Source organism: Arcobacter rhizosphaerae, assembly GCF_049472155.1.
Taxonomy (GTDB): Bacteria; Campylobacterota; Campylobacteria; order Campylobacterales; family Arcobacteraceae; genus Arcobacter_B.
This window is the reverse complement of sequence record NZ_JBMOVW010000002.1, coordinates 268783-286435: the sequence shown is the minus strand read 5'-3', so window position 1 is coordinate 286435 and position 17653 is coordinate 268783. Positions and strand designations below refer to the sequence as shown.

Annotated in this window: 16 protein-coding genes; 13 read left to right on the top strand and 3 right to left on the bottom strand. The window is 25.9% G+C overall.

The window, feature by feature from the left end; all coding sequences use genetic code 11:
• Nucleotides 1-59: 59 nt before the first annotated feature.
• Together ACH5BH_RS04485 and mfd are read left to right on the top strand one after the other, a co-directional pair.
• Complete coding sequence (locus ACH5BH_RS04485) at nt 60-371, top strand: hypothetical protein (protein ID WP_404307436.1); 312 nt, start codon at nt 60-62, stop codon at nt 369-371.
• Nucleotides 371-3358, top strand: a complete 2988-nt coding sequence (gene mfd / locus ACH5BH_RS04480; RefSeq protein WP_423297588.1) for a transcription-repair coupling factor — start codon at nt 371-373, stop codon at nt 3356-3358. Before ACH5BH_RS04485 ends, mfd begins: the two co-directional genes overlap by 1 nt.
• 20 nt (nt 3359-3378) lie before the next feature.
• Here the strand turns inward: mfd and ACH5BH_RS04475 are convergent, their stop codons facing one another.
• Entirely contained in the window at nt 3379-3711 is a 333-nt protein-coding gene (locus ACH5BH_RS04475) for a hypothetical protein (RefSeq protein ID WP_404307432.1), read from the bottom strand.
• 250 nt (nt 3712-3961) lie between these two features.
• Nucleotides 3962-4969, bottom strand: a complete 1008-nt coding sequence (locus tag ACH5BH_RS04470) for an endonuclease/exonuclease/phosphatase family protein (protein WP_423297587.1) — start codon at nt 4967-4969, stop codon at nt 3962-3964.
• A gap of 48 nt (nt 4970-5017) precedes the next feature.
• Between ACH5BH_RS04470 and ACH5BH_RS04465 the strand changes: the two genes are divergently transcribed.
• On the top strand, nt 5018-6256 hold the full coding sequence (locus ACH5BH_RS04465; RefSeq protein ID WP_404307428.1) for a BaiN/RdsA family NAD(P)/FAD-dependent oxidoreductase: 1239 nt from the start codon (nt 5018-5020) through the stop codon (nt 6254-6256).
• Between the two features lie 13 nt (nt 6257-6269).
• Here the strand turns inward: ACH5BH_RS04465 and ACH5BH_RS04460 are convergent, their stop codons facing one another.
• A complete protein-coding gene (locus ACH5BH_RS04460; RefSeq protein ID WP_423297586.1) occupies nt 6270-8381 on the bottom strand; it encodes a cache domain-containing protein in 2112 nt (703 codons plus the stop codon).
• Between the two features lie 143 nt (nt 8382-8524).
• On the opposite strand from ACH5BH_RS04460, the gene ACH5BH_RS04455 reads away from it, so the two are divergent.
• The 10 genes from ACH5BH_RS04455 (at nt 8525) to ACH5BH_RS04410 (ending at nt 17652) form a co-directional block, all read left to right on the top strand.
• Nucleotides 8525-9022, top strand: a complete 498-nt coding sequence (locus ACH5BH_RS04455; protein ID WP_423297585.1) for a copper chaperone PCu(A)C — start codon at nt 8525-8527, stop codon at nt 9020-9022.
• A gap of 3 nt (nt 9023-9025) precedes the next feature.
• A complete protein-coding gene (locus ACH5BH_RS04450) occupies nt 9026-9493 on the top strand; it encodes a hypothetical protein (RefSeq protein ID WP_404307422.1) in 468 nt (155 codons plus the stop codon).
• Between the two features lie 3 nt (nt 9494-9496).
• A complete protein-coding gene (locus ACH5BH_RS04445; RefSeq protein ID WP_404307420.1) occupies nt 9497-10066 on the top strand; it encodes an SCO family protein in 570 nt (189 codons plus the stop codon).
• 99 nt (nt 10067-10165) lie between these two features.
• Entirely contained in the window at nt 10166-10639 is a 474-nt protein-coding gene (locus ACH5BH_RS04440) for a Spy/CpxP family protein refolding chaperone (protein WP_423297584.1), read from the top strand.
• Nucleotides 10611-11288, top strand: coding sequence for a response regulator transcription factor (locus ACH5BH_RS04435; protein ID WP_404307416.1), 678 nt, complete (start codon nt 10611-10613; stop codon nt 11286-11288). The genes ACH5BH_RS04440 and ACH5BH_RS04435 overlap by 29 nt, the downstream gene beginning before the upstream one ends.
• Nucleotides 11285-12538 (top strand): ArsS family sensor histidine kinase, encoded by a 1254-nt coding sequence (locus ACH5BH_RS04430; RefSeq protein WP_423297583.1) that lies wholly within the window; start codon nt 11285-11287, stop codon nt 12536-12538. The genes ACH5BH_RS04435 and ACH5BH_RS04430 overlap by 4 nt, the downstream gene beginning before the upstream one ends.
• A 29-nt stretch (nt 12539-12567) precedes the next feature.
• A complete protein-coding gene (locus ACH5BH_RS04425; RefSeq protein WP_423297582.1) occupies nt 12568-13677 on the top strand; it encodes an aminoacetone oxidase family FAD-binding enzyme in 1110 nt (369 codons plus the stop codon).
• Nucleotides 13678-13755: 78 nt separating this feature from the next.
• Nucleotides 13756-15153 carry a methyl-accepting chemotaxis protein gene (locus tag ACH5BH_RS04420; RefSeq protein WP_423297581.1) on the top strand — a complete coding sequence of 466 codons (1398 nt, stop codon included), beginning with the start codon at nt 13756-13758 and terminating at the stop codon, nt 15151-15153.
• 6 nt (nt 15154-15159) lie between these two features.
• Complete coding sequence (locus ACH5BH_RS04415; RefSeq protein ID WP_404307566.1) at nt 15160-15534, top strand: response regulator; 375 nt, start codon at nt 15160-15162, stop codon at nt 15532-15534.
• A 3-nt stretch (nt 15535-15537) separates the two neighbouring features.
• Complete coding sequence (locus ACH5BH_RS04410; RefSeq protein ID WP_423297580.1) at nt 15538-17652, top strand: PAS domain S-box protein; 2115 nt, start codon at nt 15538-15540, stop codon at nt 17650-17652.
• Nucleotide 17653: the final 1 nt, after the last annotated feature.

Below are 17653 nucleotides of genomic sequence, written 5' to 3'. Positions count from 1 at the left end.
TCCAAATTAATGATATTTTAAATACAATACGCACAAAGAAAAAGCAAAAAGGAAAATTTATGGCAGAAGAGAAAGTTGATGTATTAGTTTTACTTGATGTTGGTGGCTTAAAAGATGAAAAGAAATTAGAAAAGTTTTTAAAAAGAGAAAGTTTTAAAGCAGTTGAAGGAGAAAAACATGTATATACTTCTTTTTCAACAACAACTTTTTATACAACAAAAGCTTATATTTTAGAGGTATTTAAAGAAGGTCTTTTAAAAGCAGGTTTTGAAGAAGCAAATCTAGTATTTTTATTAAATGAAACACCTTACCCTCCTTATTATTTTGATAAAAATACTGGATTTTTTGAAGAGTTAAAAGAAGAGAAATAGTGAAAAGTATTTACGAATTTTTAAAAAACTTAAAAGATGAAAAAAGATTAAAAGAGTGTGAGCTTTTAATTGTAAATGATGATAAACAAGCTCAAATAGCAAATGATATTGTTTCTTATTTGGGTTTTACTCCTTTTGTATTATCTGATTTTAGAGCTAATTTTGGAGATGATTTATTATCTTTTAGTGAAGAGTTACAAGATATTACTAAAGCTTTAAATGGTTTTTATAACTATAAAAAACAAAATAAGATTTTAATCTCACCTATTCGAACAATCTCTTATCCTATGCCAAAAGCACAATGTTTTGATAACTATGAAATAGCTTTTGCTGATACCATAAATCTTGAAGAGTTAAAATCAAAACTTTACAATTGGGGTTATTATTTTGTTGATATTGTAACCTCAGAAGCTGAGGTTTCTATAAGAGGAGATATTTTAGATATTTGTCCTTTAGGAAGTGAGTTTGGATATAGAGTATCTTTCTTTGATGATGAAGTTGAAAGTATTAGAAAGTTTGATATTGAAGATCAAAAGTCTTTTAAAGAAGAGATTGAAAGTTTTACAATTACTCCTGCTTTTTTAGCACTTGATGAAGAAACTTTTGAGGGTATTAATGAACAAGTTCAAAGTGTAGAATCTGATACTTTTGTAAAAGATATTCACTCCCTTGGGTTTTGGTATTTAAATGATTTAGGCGAGTATTTACCTCAAAATATGAATAGCTTTATTACACAAGAAGCTTTAGATGAGTTAGAAGAAGTTTATGTATTTGAAGATAAGAGACTAAATAAAGATAAGTTTTTAGCAACTCCTCAAATTTATAAAGCAAAAAACTATCAAGAAATAGCTCCTGCAAATGTAAAAGAGTTTATCTCTTTTCATGAGGGCAAAAAAGTAAATATTATCTCTTCATCAGAAGCTAAAATAAAAGCTTTTGATTTAGAACTTAGTGATACAAATATAAACTATATAATCGAACCATATATCTTAAATCTTATTGGTAATGATGAAATTATCATTTCTTTAAATAAAGAGATAAAAACAAGAAGAAAGAAAAGAGTAAAACTTGTACTTGATGAACTTCAAGAAAATGATTTTGTTGTTCATGAAAAACATGGTATTGGACAATACAAAGGTATAGAGCCTGTTACAGTTATGGGAGCTAAAAGGGACTTTGTTATTGTTATGTATGCAGGGGATGATAAGCTTTTAATTCCTGTTGAAAATATAGATTTGATTGATAGATATGTAGCTGATGGAAGTTCTTATGCAACTGTTGATAAGCTTGGAAAAGGAAGTTTTGCTAAGCTAAAAGATAAAGTAAAAGACAAACTATTTGCTATTGCGAATGATATTATCAAAATAGCAGCAGCAAGAGAGCTTATAAATGGTGTAAAAATAAATACAGATAAACAAGCCTTACTTGAATTCCAAAATAATGCAGGCTTTGAGTACACAAAAGACCAAGCAAAAGCTGTTAGAGATATTTTTACTGATTTAAGTAGTGGCCGAGTTATGGATAGACTTTTATCAGGTGATGTTGGTTTTGGTAAAACAGAAGTTGCTATGAATGCACTTTTAGCTGTTGTTTTAGATGGAAAACAAGCTTTATTTGTGTGTCCTACAACACTACTTGCTACACAACACTTTCATGGAATGCAAAAAAGGTTCGAGCAGTATGGTTTCCCTATGGCTAAGCTTGATGGTAAAACTTCAACTAAAGAGAAAAATCATATCAAAAAAGGGCTTGAATCAGGTGAAATTAAACTAGTTGTGGGAACTCACTCACTACTTGGAGTTAAGACAAATGATTTAGCTTTAGTTGTTATTGATGAAGAGCATAAATTTGGTGTAAAACAAAAAGAGAAACTAAAAGCATTAAGAGAAGATGTTCATATTTTCTCTATGAGTGCAACTCCAATTCCAAGAACATTAAATCTTGCCTTATCAAAACTAAAAGGTATGAGTGCCTTACTTACTCCTCCAAGTGAGAGATTAGGGGTTAGAACTTATGTTAAAGAGTATAGTGAAAAACTTATCAAAGAGATAATCTTAAGAGAGAAAAGAAGGGGTGGACAACTTTTCTATGTTCATAATAATATTGCTTCAATTGAGGCTAAAAAAAGTGATATTGAAGAGATTATCCCAAATATTAAAGTTGAAGTTATTCACTCTAAGATAAAACCTGCTCAAGCTGAAAAAATTATTGATGCCTTTGAAAACAAAGAGTTTGATATTTTACTAGCTACATCTATTGTTGAATCAGGTCTTCATTTACCAAATGCAAACTCTATTATTATTGATGGTGCTGATAGATTTGGTATTGCTGATTTACATCAGTTAAGAGGAAGAGTTGGTAGAAGTGACAAAGAAGGTTTCTGTTATTATGTTGTAGAAGATAAAAAACAAATCACAAATGATGCAGTAAAAAGACTTGTTGCTTTAGAATCAAACTCATATTTAGGAAGTGGAACTGCACTTGCTCACCAAGACTTAGAAATAAGAGGTGGTGGAAATATCATAGGTGAAGCTCAAAGTGGTCATATCAAGCAAATAGGTTATGGTTTATATCTTAAGATGTTAGAAGAAGCCTTAGCTAGTTTAAGTGGTGAAACAAAAGAAGAGAATAAAACTGTTGATATTAAACTTGCTATTTCAGCATATTTATCTGATGAGTATATTACAGAAGATAGAGTAAGATTAGAGCTTTATAGAAGACTTTCAAAATGTCATGATAAAGAAGCTGTTTATGCTATTGAAGAAGAGATGGAAGATAGATTTGGTAAGCCAGATATTCCAACGAAACAGTTCTTAGAGCTTATTATGATTAAGATATTAAGTTTATCTAAGAAAATAAAAACTATTTCATCTTATGAAATGAATATAACATTTGTAAAAGATGATGATTCAAAAGAAACTATAAAATCACCATCTAAAGATGATGACGATATTATAGCAACTACATTAAAATATTTAAGAAAGTAGAAGAGAGTTTTTCTCTTCTATTAATATTTAAAATCTTGAAGATTTTTACACATATAACAATTTAAGTTAATCTCACTTTTTTGACATGATACACAAGGGTGTTTAGCATATTCTCTTAAGTCTCTTTTTTCTGTACAATTTGGATTTTGTAATGCCATATATGATACATTCATAGATGGATCATAAGCTAAGTAATTAGCTATAGAAGTAGGTAGTTTTGTATTTCTCGCTAATGATCTTCTTACATTTGATGATACATGATGCTTTAATTCTTCCATAACTTTAATATCTTTAGTATTTAATGCTAATTTAATATTTTCGATAACTTCTGTATCTATACTATTTGCACTCATTTATCTTCCTTATAAAACTATAACAGAAATTATAACATATAAAAATAATTTTGATGTCAATAAAAATAAACTTTTTTAAGGATTTTAGAAAAAAGAGAAAAGTTAAGCACAAAAACTTTTCTCTTTTATAAGGAGGAGTTAAAGGAAGCATACTACTGCTTACTCTATGAATAAATTAATGGGTTTAATTTATCTCTGAGTGTATTATAATATGAACTCATGTATAAAAAGTGTATTTTTTGTTAAGTTTTTAATCTTTTTTGAAATTTAACTCACAAACTACTTGCGCATGATCACTTTTTAAGATTGAACCAGCATGATTTTCTTCAATATGTTTATTGAATAATTCATAATTGCTTACCTTAGCAATTGCATTTTTATTTTTTTTACTAAAATGATTACTTATAAAAATAAAATCTAAAACATTTCCTTTTCCAATAAAATAACTTGTAGCTTCTCTTTGTATTTCTTTTTGTTCAGGATGAGGATTATATATTTTTCTTTCATGTTCATAGTAGGCATCTTTTAAAATAAAGGTCTCTTTTCTTGTTTCATCGTGATATTTGTTATTTGATAGGGCATCTATAGTTAAAGAGTGAAGTCTATCATTTAAATCACATACTAAAATATAAGGTTTATCTTTTTGTTTTTTCATATCAAAAAATAGTGAAGAAGCCTCGCAAAGTCTTTGTTTTAGTGATTTACTAAAGTTTTCTTTTAAAGCTTTTTGAACTTGTTGGTTTTTTTCTTCAAGGGTATGGTTTTCATTGAAGATATATTCAAACTCATTTTCTCTATTTGATTTTAGATGACAAACATATATTGTAATATCTTGTTTATTTGGAATTGTAATATCAGCTTTTATTGGAGTTCTTGCAAACTTAAAATCACTTTTAAAATGATGTTTTTTTAAACTTGGTGTATGTTTTTTGACACTTTTTATATTTGATATTGGGTACTTAGAAGCAAGTGCAACAGTTGTACTTACATATATGAGTTCATTTTTTTCATGAACTTTTGGTGTATCAACTGTTATAAAGTATTCAAATCCTAATTCTTTACATAAATCTTTTAGGGCATCTTGAGAGAATACTTCTTGAAAACCAATAACATCACAGTTCATTGATGTTATTTGGTTTTTAATCCAAGCTCTTTTCTCTATCCATTGTTCTTGGGTGAATTTGTCTTTTTTTTCATACCAACTATATGGTGGTTCTACAAATTGAAATAAATTAAATGTTCCGACTCTTATTTTCATAAATGAAGTATATCAAAGTTTTTAACAATCTTTGGTTATGATTACGCCATGAAAAAACAATATGATGTAATAGTAATTGGTTCTGGTGGAGCTGGAATGATTGCAGCAATAACTGCAAAAAAATTAGGATTTGATGTTTTACTTTTAGAAAAGCTAAGTTCCCTTGGTGCAAAATTAAAAGCAACAGGTGGAGGAAAGTGTAATCTTACTAATACTTTAAGTAAAGAGGATTTTATGAGCTCTTTTGGAAGAAATGGTAAGTTTATGATGACTGCTATTAATATGCTTGATAAAAATGATTTAAGAGAGTTTTTCTCAAGTATAGGTGTTCAAACAGATACAAAAGATGGTTTTAGAATTTTCCCTATTACTCATAACTCTTCTACAATTATAAATGCTTTACAAAAAGAGTTAGAAAGACTTGATGTAGAAGTATTATGTGATTGTAAAGTTGATAGACTTTTATGTGATAATACAAAAATCACAGGAGTTCAAACACAAAAAGGTAATTTTGAAGCACCAAATGTAATAGTAGCAACAGGAGGACTAGGATTTCCTATGCTTGGAGCAAATGGCGATGGTTATGAGTTTGCAAAAGAGTTAGGACATAAAGTAACAGACCTTTATCCTGCTATGCTTCCTGTTTATACTAAAGAGACTTGGGTAGCAAACTGTACAGCTGATACTATTGCTAAAGCAATTGTGAGAATTGATTTAAAAAAAGCTAAAAAATTAAAAGCTGTTGGAGACTTGATTTTTACATCAAAGGGCTTAAGAGGTCCAGTTATTTTAGATTTTTCTAGGGAAATTACTCCTTTACTTGAAAAGTATGATGAAGTTCCACTTTTAATAAATATGGTAAAAGGTAAAAGTGAAGATGAGATTTTTCAGCATTTGAAAAAGCAAGCCACTTTAAAGCCTGATGCAAATGTAGTTGAGCTTTTAAGTACTCTTTTACCAGCTTCTGTATCAAAAGAGTTATGTTTACAAGTAAACGCAAAACTTGATAAAAAGTTTAAAGACCAAGATGGTCAGACAAGAAATGATTTAGTAAAAATAGTAGCAAATACACCATTTACAGTTACTGACTCAGTAGGCTTTAAAAAAGCTATGATTACAAGAGGTGGAGTAAGCTTAAAAGAGATAAACCCAAATACAATGCAAAGTAAAATAGTTGATGGTTTATATTTCTGTGGTGAAGTTATGGATTTAGATGGACCATGTGGTGGTTATAATCTTCAATGGTCTTTTTCAAGTGGATTTTTAGCTGGGCATTTAAAAAGATAGTAAAAGCGTATATTTATACTACTTTTACTACTACTTGGTTTCTTCCATTTTCTTTTGCTTCATATAAAGCATCATCAGCTAGTTTATATAATTCATCTTCATTTTTAACTGTATTAGCTTGTTTCGTAACTAAGCCAATTGAGACAGTGATATTTTTTGATACTAAACTTTCTTTATGCTCAATATTTAAGGCTTCAACTTCTTTTAAAAATTTATTTGCAAACGTTTCTGAACCTTGGGTATTTTCACTTATAAATAAAACACCAAATTCTTCTCCTCCTAACCTAAAAGAATAATCTCCACCTCTTTTACATAGACTTTTTAAAGCTTTTGCTACTTCTTTTAAAGCTTCATCTCCTTTTTGGTGTCCATAAGTATCATTATATTTTTTAAAGTAATCAATATCTAACATCATAAATGTAAGAAAAGATTTATTTCTTTTAGCTCTTAACAGTTCATCTTTAATTACTTCATTAAAGAATCTTCTATTTCTTAATCCTGTTAACTCATCTGTTATTGATAAGTATTCAACTTTCTTTTTATCTGTAATATCATGTCTTATAGCTGTATATCCAACTATTTCTTTATTTTTATATATAGGTTGGATTATTGCATCTACCCAATACTCTTTTCCATCTTTTCTTAGATTTTTTATTTCACCTTTCCATACTTTACCACTATTTAAAGTTTCCCACATTTGTTCATAAAATTTTTTAGGAACATCTGGATGACGGATTATATTATGTGAGGAACCTATAAGTTCTTTTTTTGAATATTTAGAAATATTACAAAAAGCATTACTAGCATTTGTTATTATTCCTTCTTTATCTGTAGAAGAGGTTATAACATTTTCATCTATGATATCTAAATAGTTTTTTTGTTTAAGAATAGCTTTATTTCTTGATTTTAGAGTCTGATTTAAACTATTTGCTAAGTCTTCAAATTCATCATAAGTTAGTAGAGATGTATTTATTTTTTTACTTTTTTTTGATGCTATTTTAAAGGAACCTATTAAGTTTGTTATATTCTTTTTTATTTTGTCAGACATATTTTTTGAGATAAAATAAACTAATATAAATAGACTAATAGAAACTAATACTAAACTAATAATTTGTAATATAATACTATTTTTTACTTCTTTTTGTCTTAGCTCAATATGGCTATTAACTTCATCTATATATAAACCAGTTCCAATAATCCAACCCCATTTATGGTATTGTTTTACAAAAGATATTTTAGGAAATTCTTTTTTTGTATTTAGCTTTCTAAAATTATATTGAAAAAAATCACCTTTTTTCATACTTTCTAGTTGAATATTAAATAATTTAGTATTTGTATAATCTTTGGGTTTATCAAGTTTTACTCCATTAAAGATTAAAGCTTTTTTATCAATTCTATTTACAAAAATATATCCTTCTTTCCCATATCTAATATTAGCAATATCAGTTAAGATAGTATCTTGTATATCTTTGACTACATCATCTATATATTCACCTGTTCCAATATGCCAATTATAAGGTGAAAATAATTTTACATAACTTAGTTTTGGATATTGAATATTATCTTTTAAATCAGGTTTAACAAAGTGAGTTTTTAAAAAACCTTCTTTTTTAGTTAATGCTATTTTTGATTGTTCTTGAATAAAGGCTTTACCTTTTCTATCTTTTAAGTTCCAATTATTTATATTTTTATTTAACATTGATTTTGTATTAAAAAGTATTGCTTTCCCATCATTTTTATTTATAAAAAAGTAAGATCTTTTATTTGTAAAAGAAATATTCTTTAAAGCTGTAACAATTAAATATTTAATTTCTTCATCACTTTTAATGTTTTTATTATCTTCATATATCGAATTAGCTATGGTATGAGCAAGAGCTACTCTTTTTTTTAGGTTTTCTTTTATTTTATTATTAATTTCTTTTTCTTTTTTTTCTATATTTTTATAAACTCTTAAAACTTCAGTTTTTATTTCACTTTTTTTTAGTTCAATAAAATCTTCTTTTACATGTTTTATTTCTTCTTCAAAGCTTTTATATTGAAAATAAACAGAAATAATAAAAGTAAAAGATATAGAGATAAATGCTATTAAAAGATTTGTTCTAGTTGTAATATTTGTTAACTGCATTTTTTTTCCATATAATTTTTTTATGTCTAGTATAGTGTAATACTGTTAAATTTATACTATTTCTATGTAAAGAGTATGTTAAGAGTTTATAATTAATATATAATTAACACATAAATGATATATTATGGAAAAAGGAAACTCCAATGAAAAGAAAATTATTCTCATTACTATTTTTAAGTTCAACATCAATTTTTGCATCAGCACTTAGTGTAAAAGACGCTTATGTAAGAGCAACTCCACCTAATCTTCCAAATAGTGCAGCTTTTATGGAAATAACGAATAGTTCTGATAAAAGTATATCTTTAATTAGTGCAACTTCAAGTGCTTCAAATATTGTAGAGTTACATACTCATGATATGAAAGATGGTATTATGAAAATGTATCAAGTTCCAAAAATTGAAATAAAAGCTAACTCAAGTACTGTTTTAAAACCAGGTGGTTTTCATATTATGTTAATTGATTTAAAGACAAAACCTTTAAAAGAACAAATGCAAGTAGAAATTGATTTAAGTTTTTCAAATGGGCAAAATATAAAAGTTTTTGCACCTGTTAAAAAAGTAATGGCTGGAATGATGATGAAAAATCATGGAATGAATAATAAAGAAAAAATGTCTTGTGGCGCAGGAAAATGTGGAAAATAACAAATGAATAAAACTTTATTAGTTCAAATATTTGTAATTGCTTCAATTGTTGCAGGATATTTTTTAATAGATTTCAACAAAGTGTATAATTATTTTAAAGGTGAAGTAAAATATACAGTTCAAGATAATAGTTGTGATTTACACAAATCTGCTTGTACTATAGTTTTAGAAGATGGAAAAGAGTTTACTCTTGAAGTTTTCCCAAAAGAGATACCTTTGATGAAAAATCTTACATTTAAACTTAAAAGTAGTGAAAAGAATTTAGAAAACATCTCTTTAAATATTTACGCAACAAATATGTTTATGGGATATTTTGACTTAAAATTTAAAAACTTAGGAAATGGCTTATATGAGGCTAAAGGTACACTTCCAACTTGTCCTGTTGGAAATATGAAATGGAATGCTGATATAAGTTTAGAAAAAATAAATCAAAGAGTTGGAGCAAGGTTTCAATTCCAAACAACAAGGTAAAACATGAAAAAATTATCATATTTAATTTCTGCATTAATAGCAGTAGGTATCATAGTTTTAATAGAACCGTATATTAATGATGTAAAAGAGAAAAATAAATACTCTTTTGAAGTAGATTCAAAAGATGGAAAAATAACTTTAGATGATTATAAAGGAAAAGTTTTAGCAATTTATTTTGGTTATACTTTTTGTCCTGATGTTTGTCCTACTTCTTTAAGTTCACTGGCTCATGCTTTAAATAGTTTTGATAGGCAAAAAGTTGAACAAAATTTTGAAGGTTTATTTATTTCAGTTGATCCCAATAGAGATAAACTTGAAGATTTAGCTTCTTATGCTACATATTTTCATCCTACTTTTAAAGGTGCAACTTCAAATAAAGAAAATATTGATGATATTGTTCAAAGATATGGCACTTACTATAAAAAAGTAGAATTAGAGAACTCTTCAATGGGATATTCTGTTGCACATACTTCATATATTTATTTTTTTGATAAAAATGGTAACTTTGTAAAAAAAGTTGATCACTTTTCAAATCCTGAACAGTTAAAAGAGGTTTTAAAGTCTTTACTTTAAACCTTTTTTATATGTTTGTTAAACTTACATTAAACTCATATTCAAATAGTATTAAAATATCAATGTCATAATTTTATCAGAACAAAAAAAGGATAAAAAATGACAACAAAAACAAAAATCTTATCAGTACTAGTTTTAAGCACAACTTTAGCTACAAGTGCATTTGCTTATGGAAATAAAGGTGAGTGTAATATGCAAAATAATCACAAAATGATGAAAAAACATATTTCCCATAAAAAAATGAGAAACCCAATTTTTTCAACATTAAAAAAGTTAAATCTAAGTGATTCTCAAAAAACACAAATTAAAAAAATTATGCAAGATTCAAAAAAACAAAAGCAAACAATAAGTGATGCATTTACTAAATCTAATTTTGATAAAGAAAAATATATTAAAATTATGAGTGAAAAAAGACAGAATATGCTAAAATCAAGAGCTTTAAAAATAGAAAAAATATATGCTGTATTAGATGACACACAAAAAGAACAGTTTAAAACTTTAATAGATTTAAAAGCTCAAAAGATGCAAAAAAAAGGTATGAATTTTGATAAAAATTGCAATGGTAGAGGATGATTTAGAACTTGCAGATGTTTTAACTCAATACCTAAAAAAGTTTAATATAGAAGTTACAAATTATGAAGAGCCTTTTCTGGCTCTTTCATCTTTGAAGTTAAATACTTTTGATTTAGTTATCTTAGATTTAACTTTACCAGGAATGGATGGCTTAGATGTTTGTAAAGAGATTGTAAAAAACTTTGATATACCCATAATAATCTCAAGTGCTAGAAGTGATATTACTGATAAAGTAACAGCTTTACAACTTGGAGCAGATGATTACTTACCAAAACCTTATGACCCTAGAGAACTTGAAGTTCGAATAAAAACAATTCTTAGAAGATTTAATCATACTAAAGATAATGACTTAAAAGTGAAAAAAAAGTTTATCTTAGATGAAGAAAAAAAACAAATAAGTAAAAATGAAAATTATGTTAAACTTACAGCAGCAGAATATGAAGTTTTATCTCTTATGCTAAAAAGAGAAAATTTCGTAATTTCAAGAGAGGAAATTTTTGAAAATTCTGATTTATTAAATCAAGACTATGAAAGTTCAGGTTCACTAGCAGTAATAATAAATAGAATTAGACAAAAGATAGAAGATAATCCAAAAGAACCTAAATATCTTCAAACAATTAGAGGAATGGGGTATAAATTTACACAATGAATAGATCATCAATATTTTTCACAATAACAGTTAGTTTTATAATTTCAATTGTTTTAGTGATTGTAAGTTTCTTTTTATTAATGACACACAATTATAAAACACAAGAAAAAGAGTTAATGGATAGATATATCCCAATAGTAAAAAGAGTAATGCTAAAGCATCATAGAGGTGGTTTAGATATGGATTTTGCAAAGGGCTTAAAAGAGTATAATTATGAACTTTTTACAAATAAAGGCAAAATAAATGCTATTACATATAATCCAGAAACGAAAGTTTTACTTCATAGGGAATCTAAAAAAAGAAAAACAATCTTTAGAGTTTTAAAGTTAAATGATTTTAATTATATTTATATGAAGAAAAAAGGTGAAACAATTCTTGTAAAAGATAATACAGTAAGTTCTCATAATTCAAATATTTATATAATTTTAGTATTTGCGATAGTTATTATAACTATTATTTTGATGTATTTAATCACACTTAGAAAACTGATGCCACTAAAAATCTTAAAAGATAAGGTAAAAACTTTAGGCGATGAAAACTTTGATTTTGAGTGTTGTAACCTTGATGGAAAAGATGAAGTTTCACTTTTAGCTGTTGAGTTTAAAAATGCAGCTAAAAAATTAAAAGATGTAAAAGAATCAAGAAATGTATTTATCAGAAATATAATGCATGAATTAAAAACACCAATTACAAAAGGAAAGTTTTTAGTTGAACTTGAAAAAAATGATGAAAATGATGAAAAATTAAAAGAGGTTTTTATAAGATTAGAAGCTTTAATAAATGAATTTGCCTCAATAGAAGAACTTATTTCCTCAACTAAAAATGTAGAAAAAAAAGTCTATTTTATTGATGATATAGTTGATAATGCAAAAGATATTTTAATGGTTGAAGATGAGTCTGTAATCAAAAAATATGAAAATAAAAAAATTGAAGTTAATTTTAAACTTTTTTCAATTGCTATTAAAAATCTAATTGATAATGCTTTAAAATACTCACCTAATGAGAAAGTAACTATAAAAAGTGATGGTTGGGATTTAATTTTTGAAAATGAGGGAGAGCCTTTAAAGTTTGATTTAGAAAAATACTTTGAACCATTTTTTAGCTCAGAAGTAAATAATAAAGACTCTTTTGGTTTAGGTCTTTATATAATTTTTAATATTTTAAAAGCAAATCATTATACTTTAGAATATAGTCATGAAAATGGCATAAATAGATTTATATGTAAAAAGGATGAAGTATCTACGATATAGCAATTATAGGTGCAGGAGCAAGCGGTTTGATGTTTGCTTCAAATTTAAATAAAAGAGTATTTAAAAATGTTTGTATGATTGAAGCAAACGCAAAAATTGGTGCAAAAATAAAAGTTTCAGGTGGGGCTAAATGTAATATTACAAATGAGCTTGTAAGTGAAAAAAACTATTTAGGTGATAGAAGTCTTGTAAAGAGTCTATTAAAGGACTTTTCAAAAGATGAAACTTTAGAGTTTTTAAATAAAAATGCAGTTTTCCCTACACTTAATCCAAAAATTGTAAAAGGAACATATTTTTGTAAATCTTCACAAGATGTTATAGATATGTTTACAAAGCTAACATCTCATATCAAAAAATATTTAAATACAAAAGTTTTAGATATTTCTTATGAGAACGAAGTTTTTAAAATCAAAACAAATCATAAAATAATTGAAGCAAAAAAACTTGTAGTAGCAAGTGGTGGTTTATCTTATGCAAGTTTAGGAGCTAGTTCTATTGCTTTTGATATAGCTAAGAAATTTGGACATACAATAGAAAAATTAGAGCCTGCACTTGTAGGTTTTACAGTTCAAAAAGATCAATTTTGGTTTAAAAATCTATCAGGAATTTCAACTTATGTAAATAGTTATGTAGATGGAAGAAAATTTGAAGGTTCTTTTTTATTTGCACATAAAGGATGTTCAGGCCCTGTAGTTTTAACAAGTTCTCTTTATTGGAAGAAAGGAAAGTTAGCAATTGATTTTTTACCTAAAACTGATTTATCAAAGTTATTAAAAGGTAATAAAAAAATTTCATCAGCTTTGCCTTTTGCTAAAAGATTTACGAGTGAATTTTTAAATTCAATAAACTTAAAAGATAAACCTATAAGTGAATTAAGTCAAGAAGAAAAAGAAAAGTTAGAGCTTTTAAAATATTATGAATTTTCACCTGCTGGTAACTTTGGCTACACAAAAGCAGAAGTAACAAAAGGGGGAATAAACACAGATGAAATAAATCATTATAACTTTGAAAGTTTAAAGCAAAAAAATCTTTATTTTATTGGTGAGTGTTTAAATATAACTGGTGAACTAGGAGGCTTTAACTTCCAAATATCATTTAGTGAGGCTATAAGATGTGCTAAAAATATTAAAAATAATTAAAAGATTTAATTATTTTTATATACCATTTATCAAAAATAAGATAATATTTCCTTAAATAAGTACTTATAAGGTTAGTTTATGTTTTTTGGTAATAAAAAATTAGAAAATGAAATAGTTTCATTACACTCTCAAATAAAAGAACTCAAGAAGCAACTTGCTCAAAAAGATAAAGATATTGAGCAGTTAAATGTGCAATTAAATAATAATCCTTATGAAAAAGATTATAATAACTGCAAAAAACAACTAGAACTTTTTAAGGAAACAGCTTTACTTTCTCAGGAAGAAGGTTTAGTAGTTTTCTCTCCTTTGGATGAAGTATTTTTTGTTAATAATATAGCAAAAGCAAATATTTCTGATTATTCTGTTGTTTTAGAAGCAGTTAAAAGTAAGAGTGAAACTTTGATTATGGATGATTGTGAAGCTAGTATTTTACTTAAAGAATTTGAAGGTTATAAAATAGCTTCTTTAAGAAAAACATCTATTCATGATAATAAAGAAGGTGGATTATTAGAAAGACATAATAAAAACATGACTAACTCTTTAAGTTCAACTCAAAAAACATATATGTCATTACTTGAAGATTTACAAGCAATGATGAAAGAATCAAAAGATACAGCTACTGGTTCAACAAAAGGACTAAATCTTACAACAGAAATTGTAGATGATACACAGTACCTACAAGAAGAAATCCAAAAAGAAAATGATATTGTAAACTCATTAGTTTCAAAAAGTAAAGATATCGCAGAAGTAATTACACTTATTCAAGAAATTGCTTTCCAAACAAATATTTTATCTTTAAATGCAGCAGTAGAAGCAGCAACAGCAGGCGAAGCAGGTAAAGGCTTTGCTGTAGTTGCACAAGAAGTAAGAAACTTAGCAAGTAGAAGTGCTGATGCAGCAACTCAAATAAAAGATGTTGTAGATTCAATTCAATCGGATACAGCAAAAATAAAAAGTAGTTCAGAAGTTGTAGGAAAAGGTGTAGTTGAAACTAAAGAAAGAGTAGATACTTTAAGTGACTTAATGAATTCATTCCAAAGAAATGCAAATAGATCAGTATATGAAGTAGAAAATATATCAAATACAATTTTTATTAATTTAGCAAAATTAGATCATGTTATATATAAAAACAATTTATATCAATTAATTTTTGGAGGGGAGCATAGTTTTAAAGCTGTTGATCATCATAATTGTAGACTAGGGAAATGGTATGACACAGGTTTAGGAAAAGAAGAATTTAGTTTTGTTCCTTCATACAGACATTTAGAAAAATATCATGCTGTTGTACATGATGAAGCTAATCTTTTAGCTAAAGAGTGTTCTGGAAATTCTGTATCGTGTTCTAAGCAGTTAATTGAAGATAAAATACAATTAGTTGAAGATGCAAGTGAAAAAGTATTTGTTTATCTTGATAAAATTTTAGAAGAAAAAAGTCAATCAACTATGAAAGATGCAGCTAAAAAGCTTTTTGATTAAAGGACAATAATGAGTAAATATAAAGTTTTAATAGTAGATGATGAAAGAGAAATTCTTTCTATGTTAAGTAGATATTTTAACAGAAGTGGAGATTTTGATGTTACAACACAAACTAACCCTGTTTTAGCAATTGATAATTTAAAGAACACTTCTTATGATATTGTACTTCTTGATATTATGATGCCTCAAATGAATGGATTAGATGCTTTAGAAAAAATCATGGAGATAAATAAGAACCAAAAAGTTATTATGATGACAGCCTATTCTACTTTAGATAAGGTTTTAAAATCTCATAAGCATGGAGCAACACATTATGTAATGAAACCTTTTGATTCTTTAGGTGCTTTAGAAAAAAAAGTTTTAGAAGTAATAAAGTCATAATTTATGATAGATAAAAGCCTATTAATTAGGTTATTCTCATGTTTTGTATTACTTTCATTTATTACTGTAATAATAGTTAAAAATAAAGAAGAAGAGAGTTTAAACACTGCTCTTCTTAAAGAAAAACAAAATTTAAAAAAAAGTTATAGTCACTCTTTTAAAAGATTAAAAAATAAAGTAGATTTGATTTTTTTTAATAACTTACATGATGAAAATATCTATACAGCTTTTATAAATAAAGATAAGAAAAAACTTTTTTCATATTTAAAGAATGATTTTTTTTATTTGAAGTCTCATGGTTTAAAACAGTTGTCTTTTTATACTAAAGAAAATAAACTTTTTTTTAAAATGAATAAAAACATTGACTCTAATAGTCTTGATTTAATTCCTTTTTCTCTTAGAAAAAAAGAATTGGATTTTTATGAACTTTTGAAACAAAATAATGTGATTAGTTTTACGAAACCAATTTTTAATAAAGAATTAGATTTTATAGGTTCTTTAAAATTAGAATTTTCTTTAAATAGTTTAATAAAAGATATCTCTGAACATTCAGATTTTAATACTTTTTTTCTTTTATCAAAAAAGAGTTTTAATAGTGAACATTTTAATAAGTTTCTTTTAAATAAAAACTATTTTATAAGTTCTGATAATTTTACTTTAAAAAGATATTCTTTAAAAAATCTTAAGGATATTAAAAAGTCGTATAAACATAATATTGAACTTGATATGAAGAATAAAGAAGAGTTTAGTTTTATTTATTCTTCGTCAAAGGTTTTAAATGCAGCTTTTTTTATTCCTATTAAGAATATAAATAGTTATACAGATGTTTATTTATTTGCTTTTATAAATAAAGAAAAAACCATTTATAATCAAATCTCAAATAACTATTTTTGGATATTAATATTAGTTCATTTTATTTATTTGTTTATATTATTTCTTATTTATAAATATTTTAGAATGAAAAAACTTAAGAATAGTGTATCTAAAAAATATGAAGATTTATTATTATCAATAGATAAATATGTAGTTATGGTTCATACCGATACAAAAGGAATAATAACTTATGTATCACAAGCTTTTTGTAATATTTGTGGCTACTCAAAAGAAGAACTTATAAATAGAAATATAAATATTCTAAGACATCCAGATGTTTCTCCTAAGTTCTATGAAGCATTATGGAAACAGTTACATGAGAAAGGTTATTGGGAAGGTGAAATTAAAAACTTAGATAAGTTTGCTAACTCATATTGGGTAAAAGGAAGTATTGTTTCAAAATATGATAGTAACAATAGATTAATAGGTTATATATCTATTAGAGTAAGCACTACAAATTCTAAACAATTAAAAAAGATAAATAATTTATTAAAAGAGGACTTGTCTAATAAACTAAATGAAATAAAAATGAAAGATAAAGACTTATTAGATAATACTAAAGTTGCTTTAATGAGTAAGGTTTTAGATGCAGTAGCCCATCAATGGAAAACACCAATATCTAATATTTCAATTAATTTAGCAAATTTAAAAGGAAAAATTAGAACTAAAGAAATAAATAAAAAAGATATCTATATCTTAAGTGAAAACATTGAAAAAGAGTTAAAAACTTTATCTATAAGTTTAAATGAATTTAAGTCTTTTTTCCCAAAAAATAGTTATGGTGATAAATATGATATTAATAATGTAATTGAAGAAGCAGTTTCAAGTTTAAAAGAGGATATTAGTAGATTAAATACTACTGTATCTTTAAGCTCAAAAGAAAACCTTCTTTGCTATGGGATTCATAATGAATTTAAACATATATTTATTAACCTTTTAAAATATTCTTTGAATAAAGTTGAAGTACATAAAATAAAAAACCCTACTATTGATATCTCTGTTATAGAAGATAACAATGAAATTATAATTAAATATTGTGATAACATATCTGTTGAAAATAGAGTGATAAAGAAAATATTTAATGAAGAGTATATTAAAAACTTTTCACAAGAGGACATTAATATTTATATAACAAAACTATTGATTGAAAAATCTGGTGCAAGTGTATGGTTTGAAAAAAATAATAATGGTTTAGTTTTTTATATAAAATTAGTATCAGAAGATAGAAGAAAAAAAGAAAGGTAAA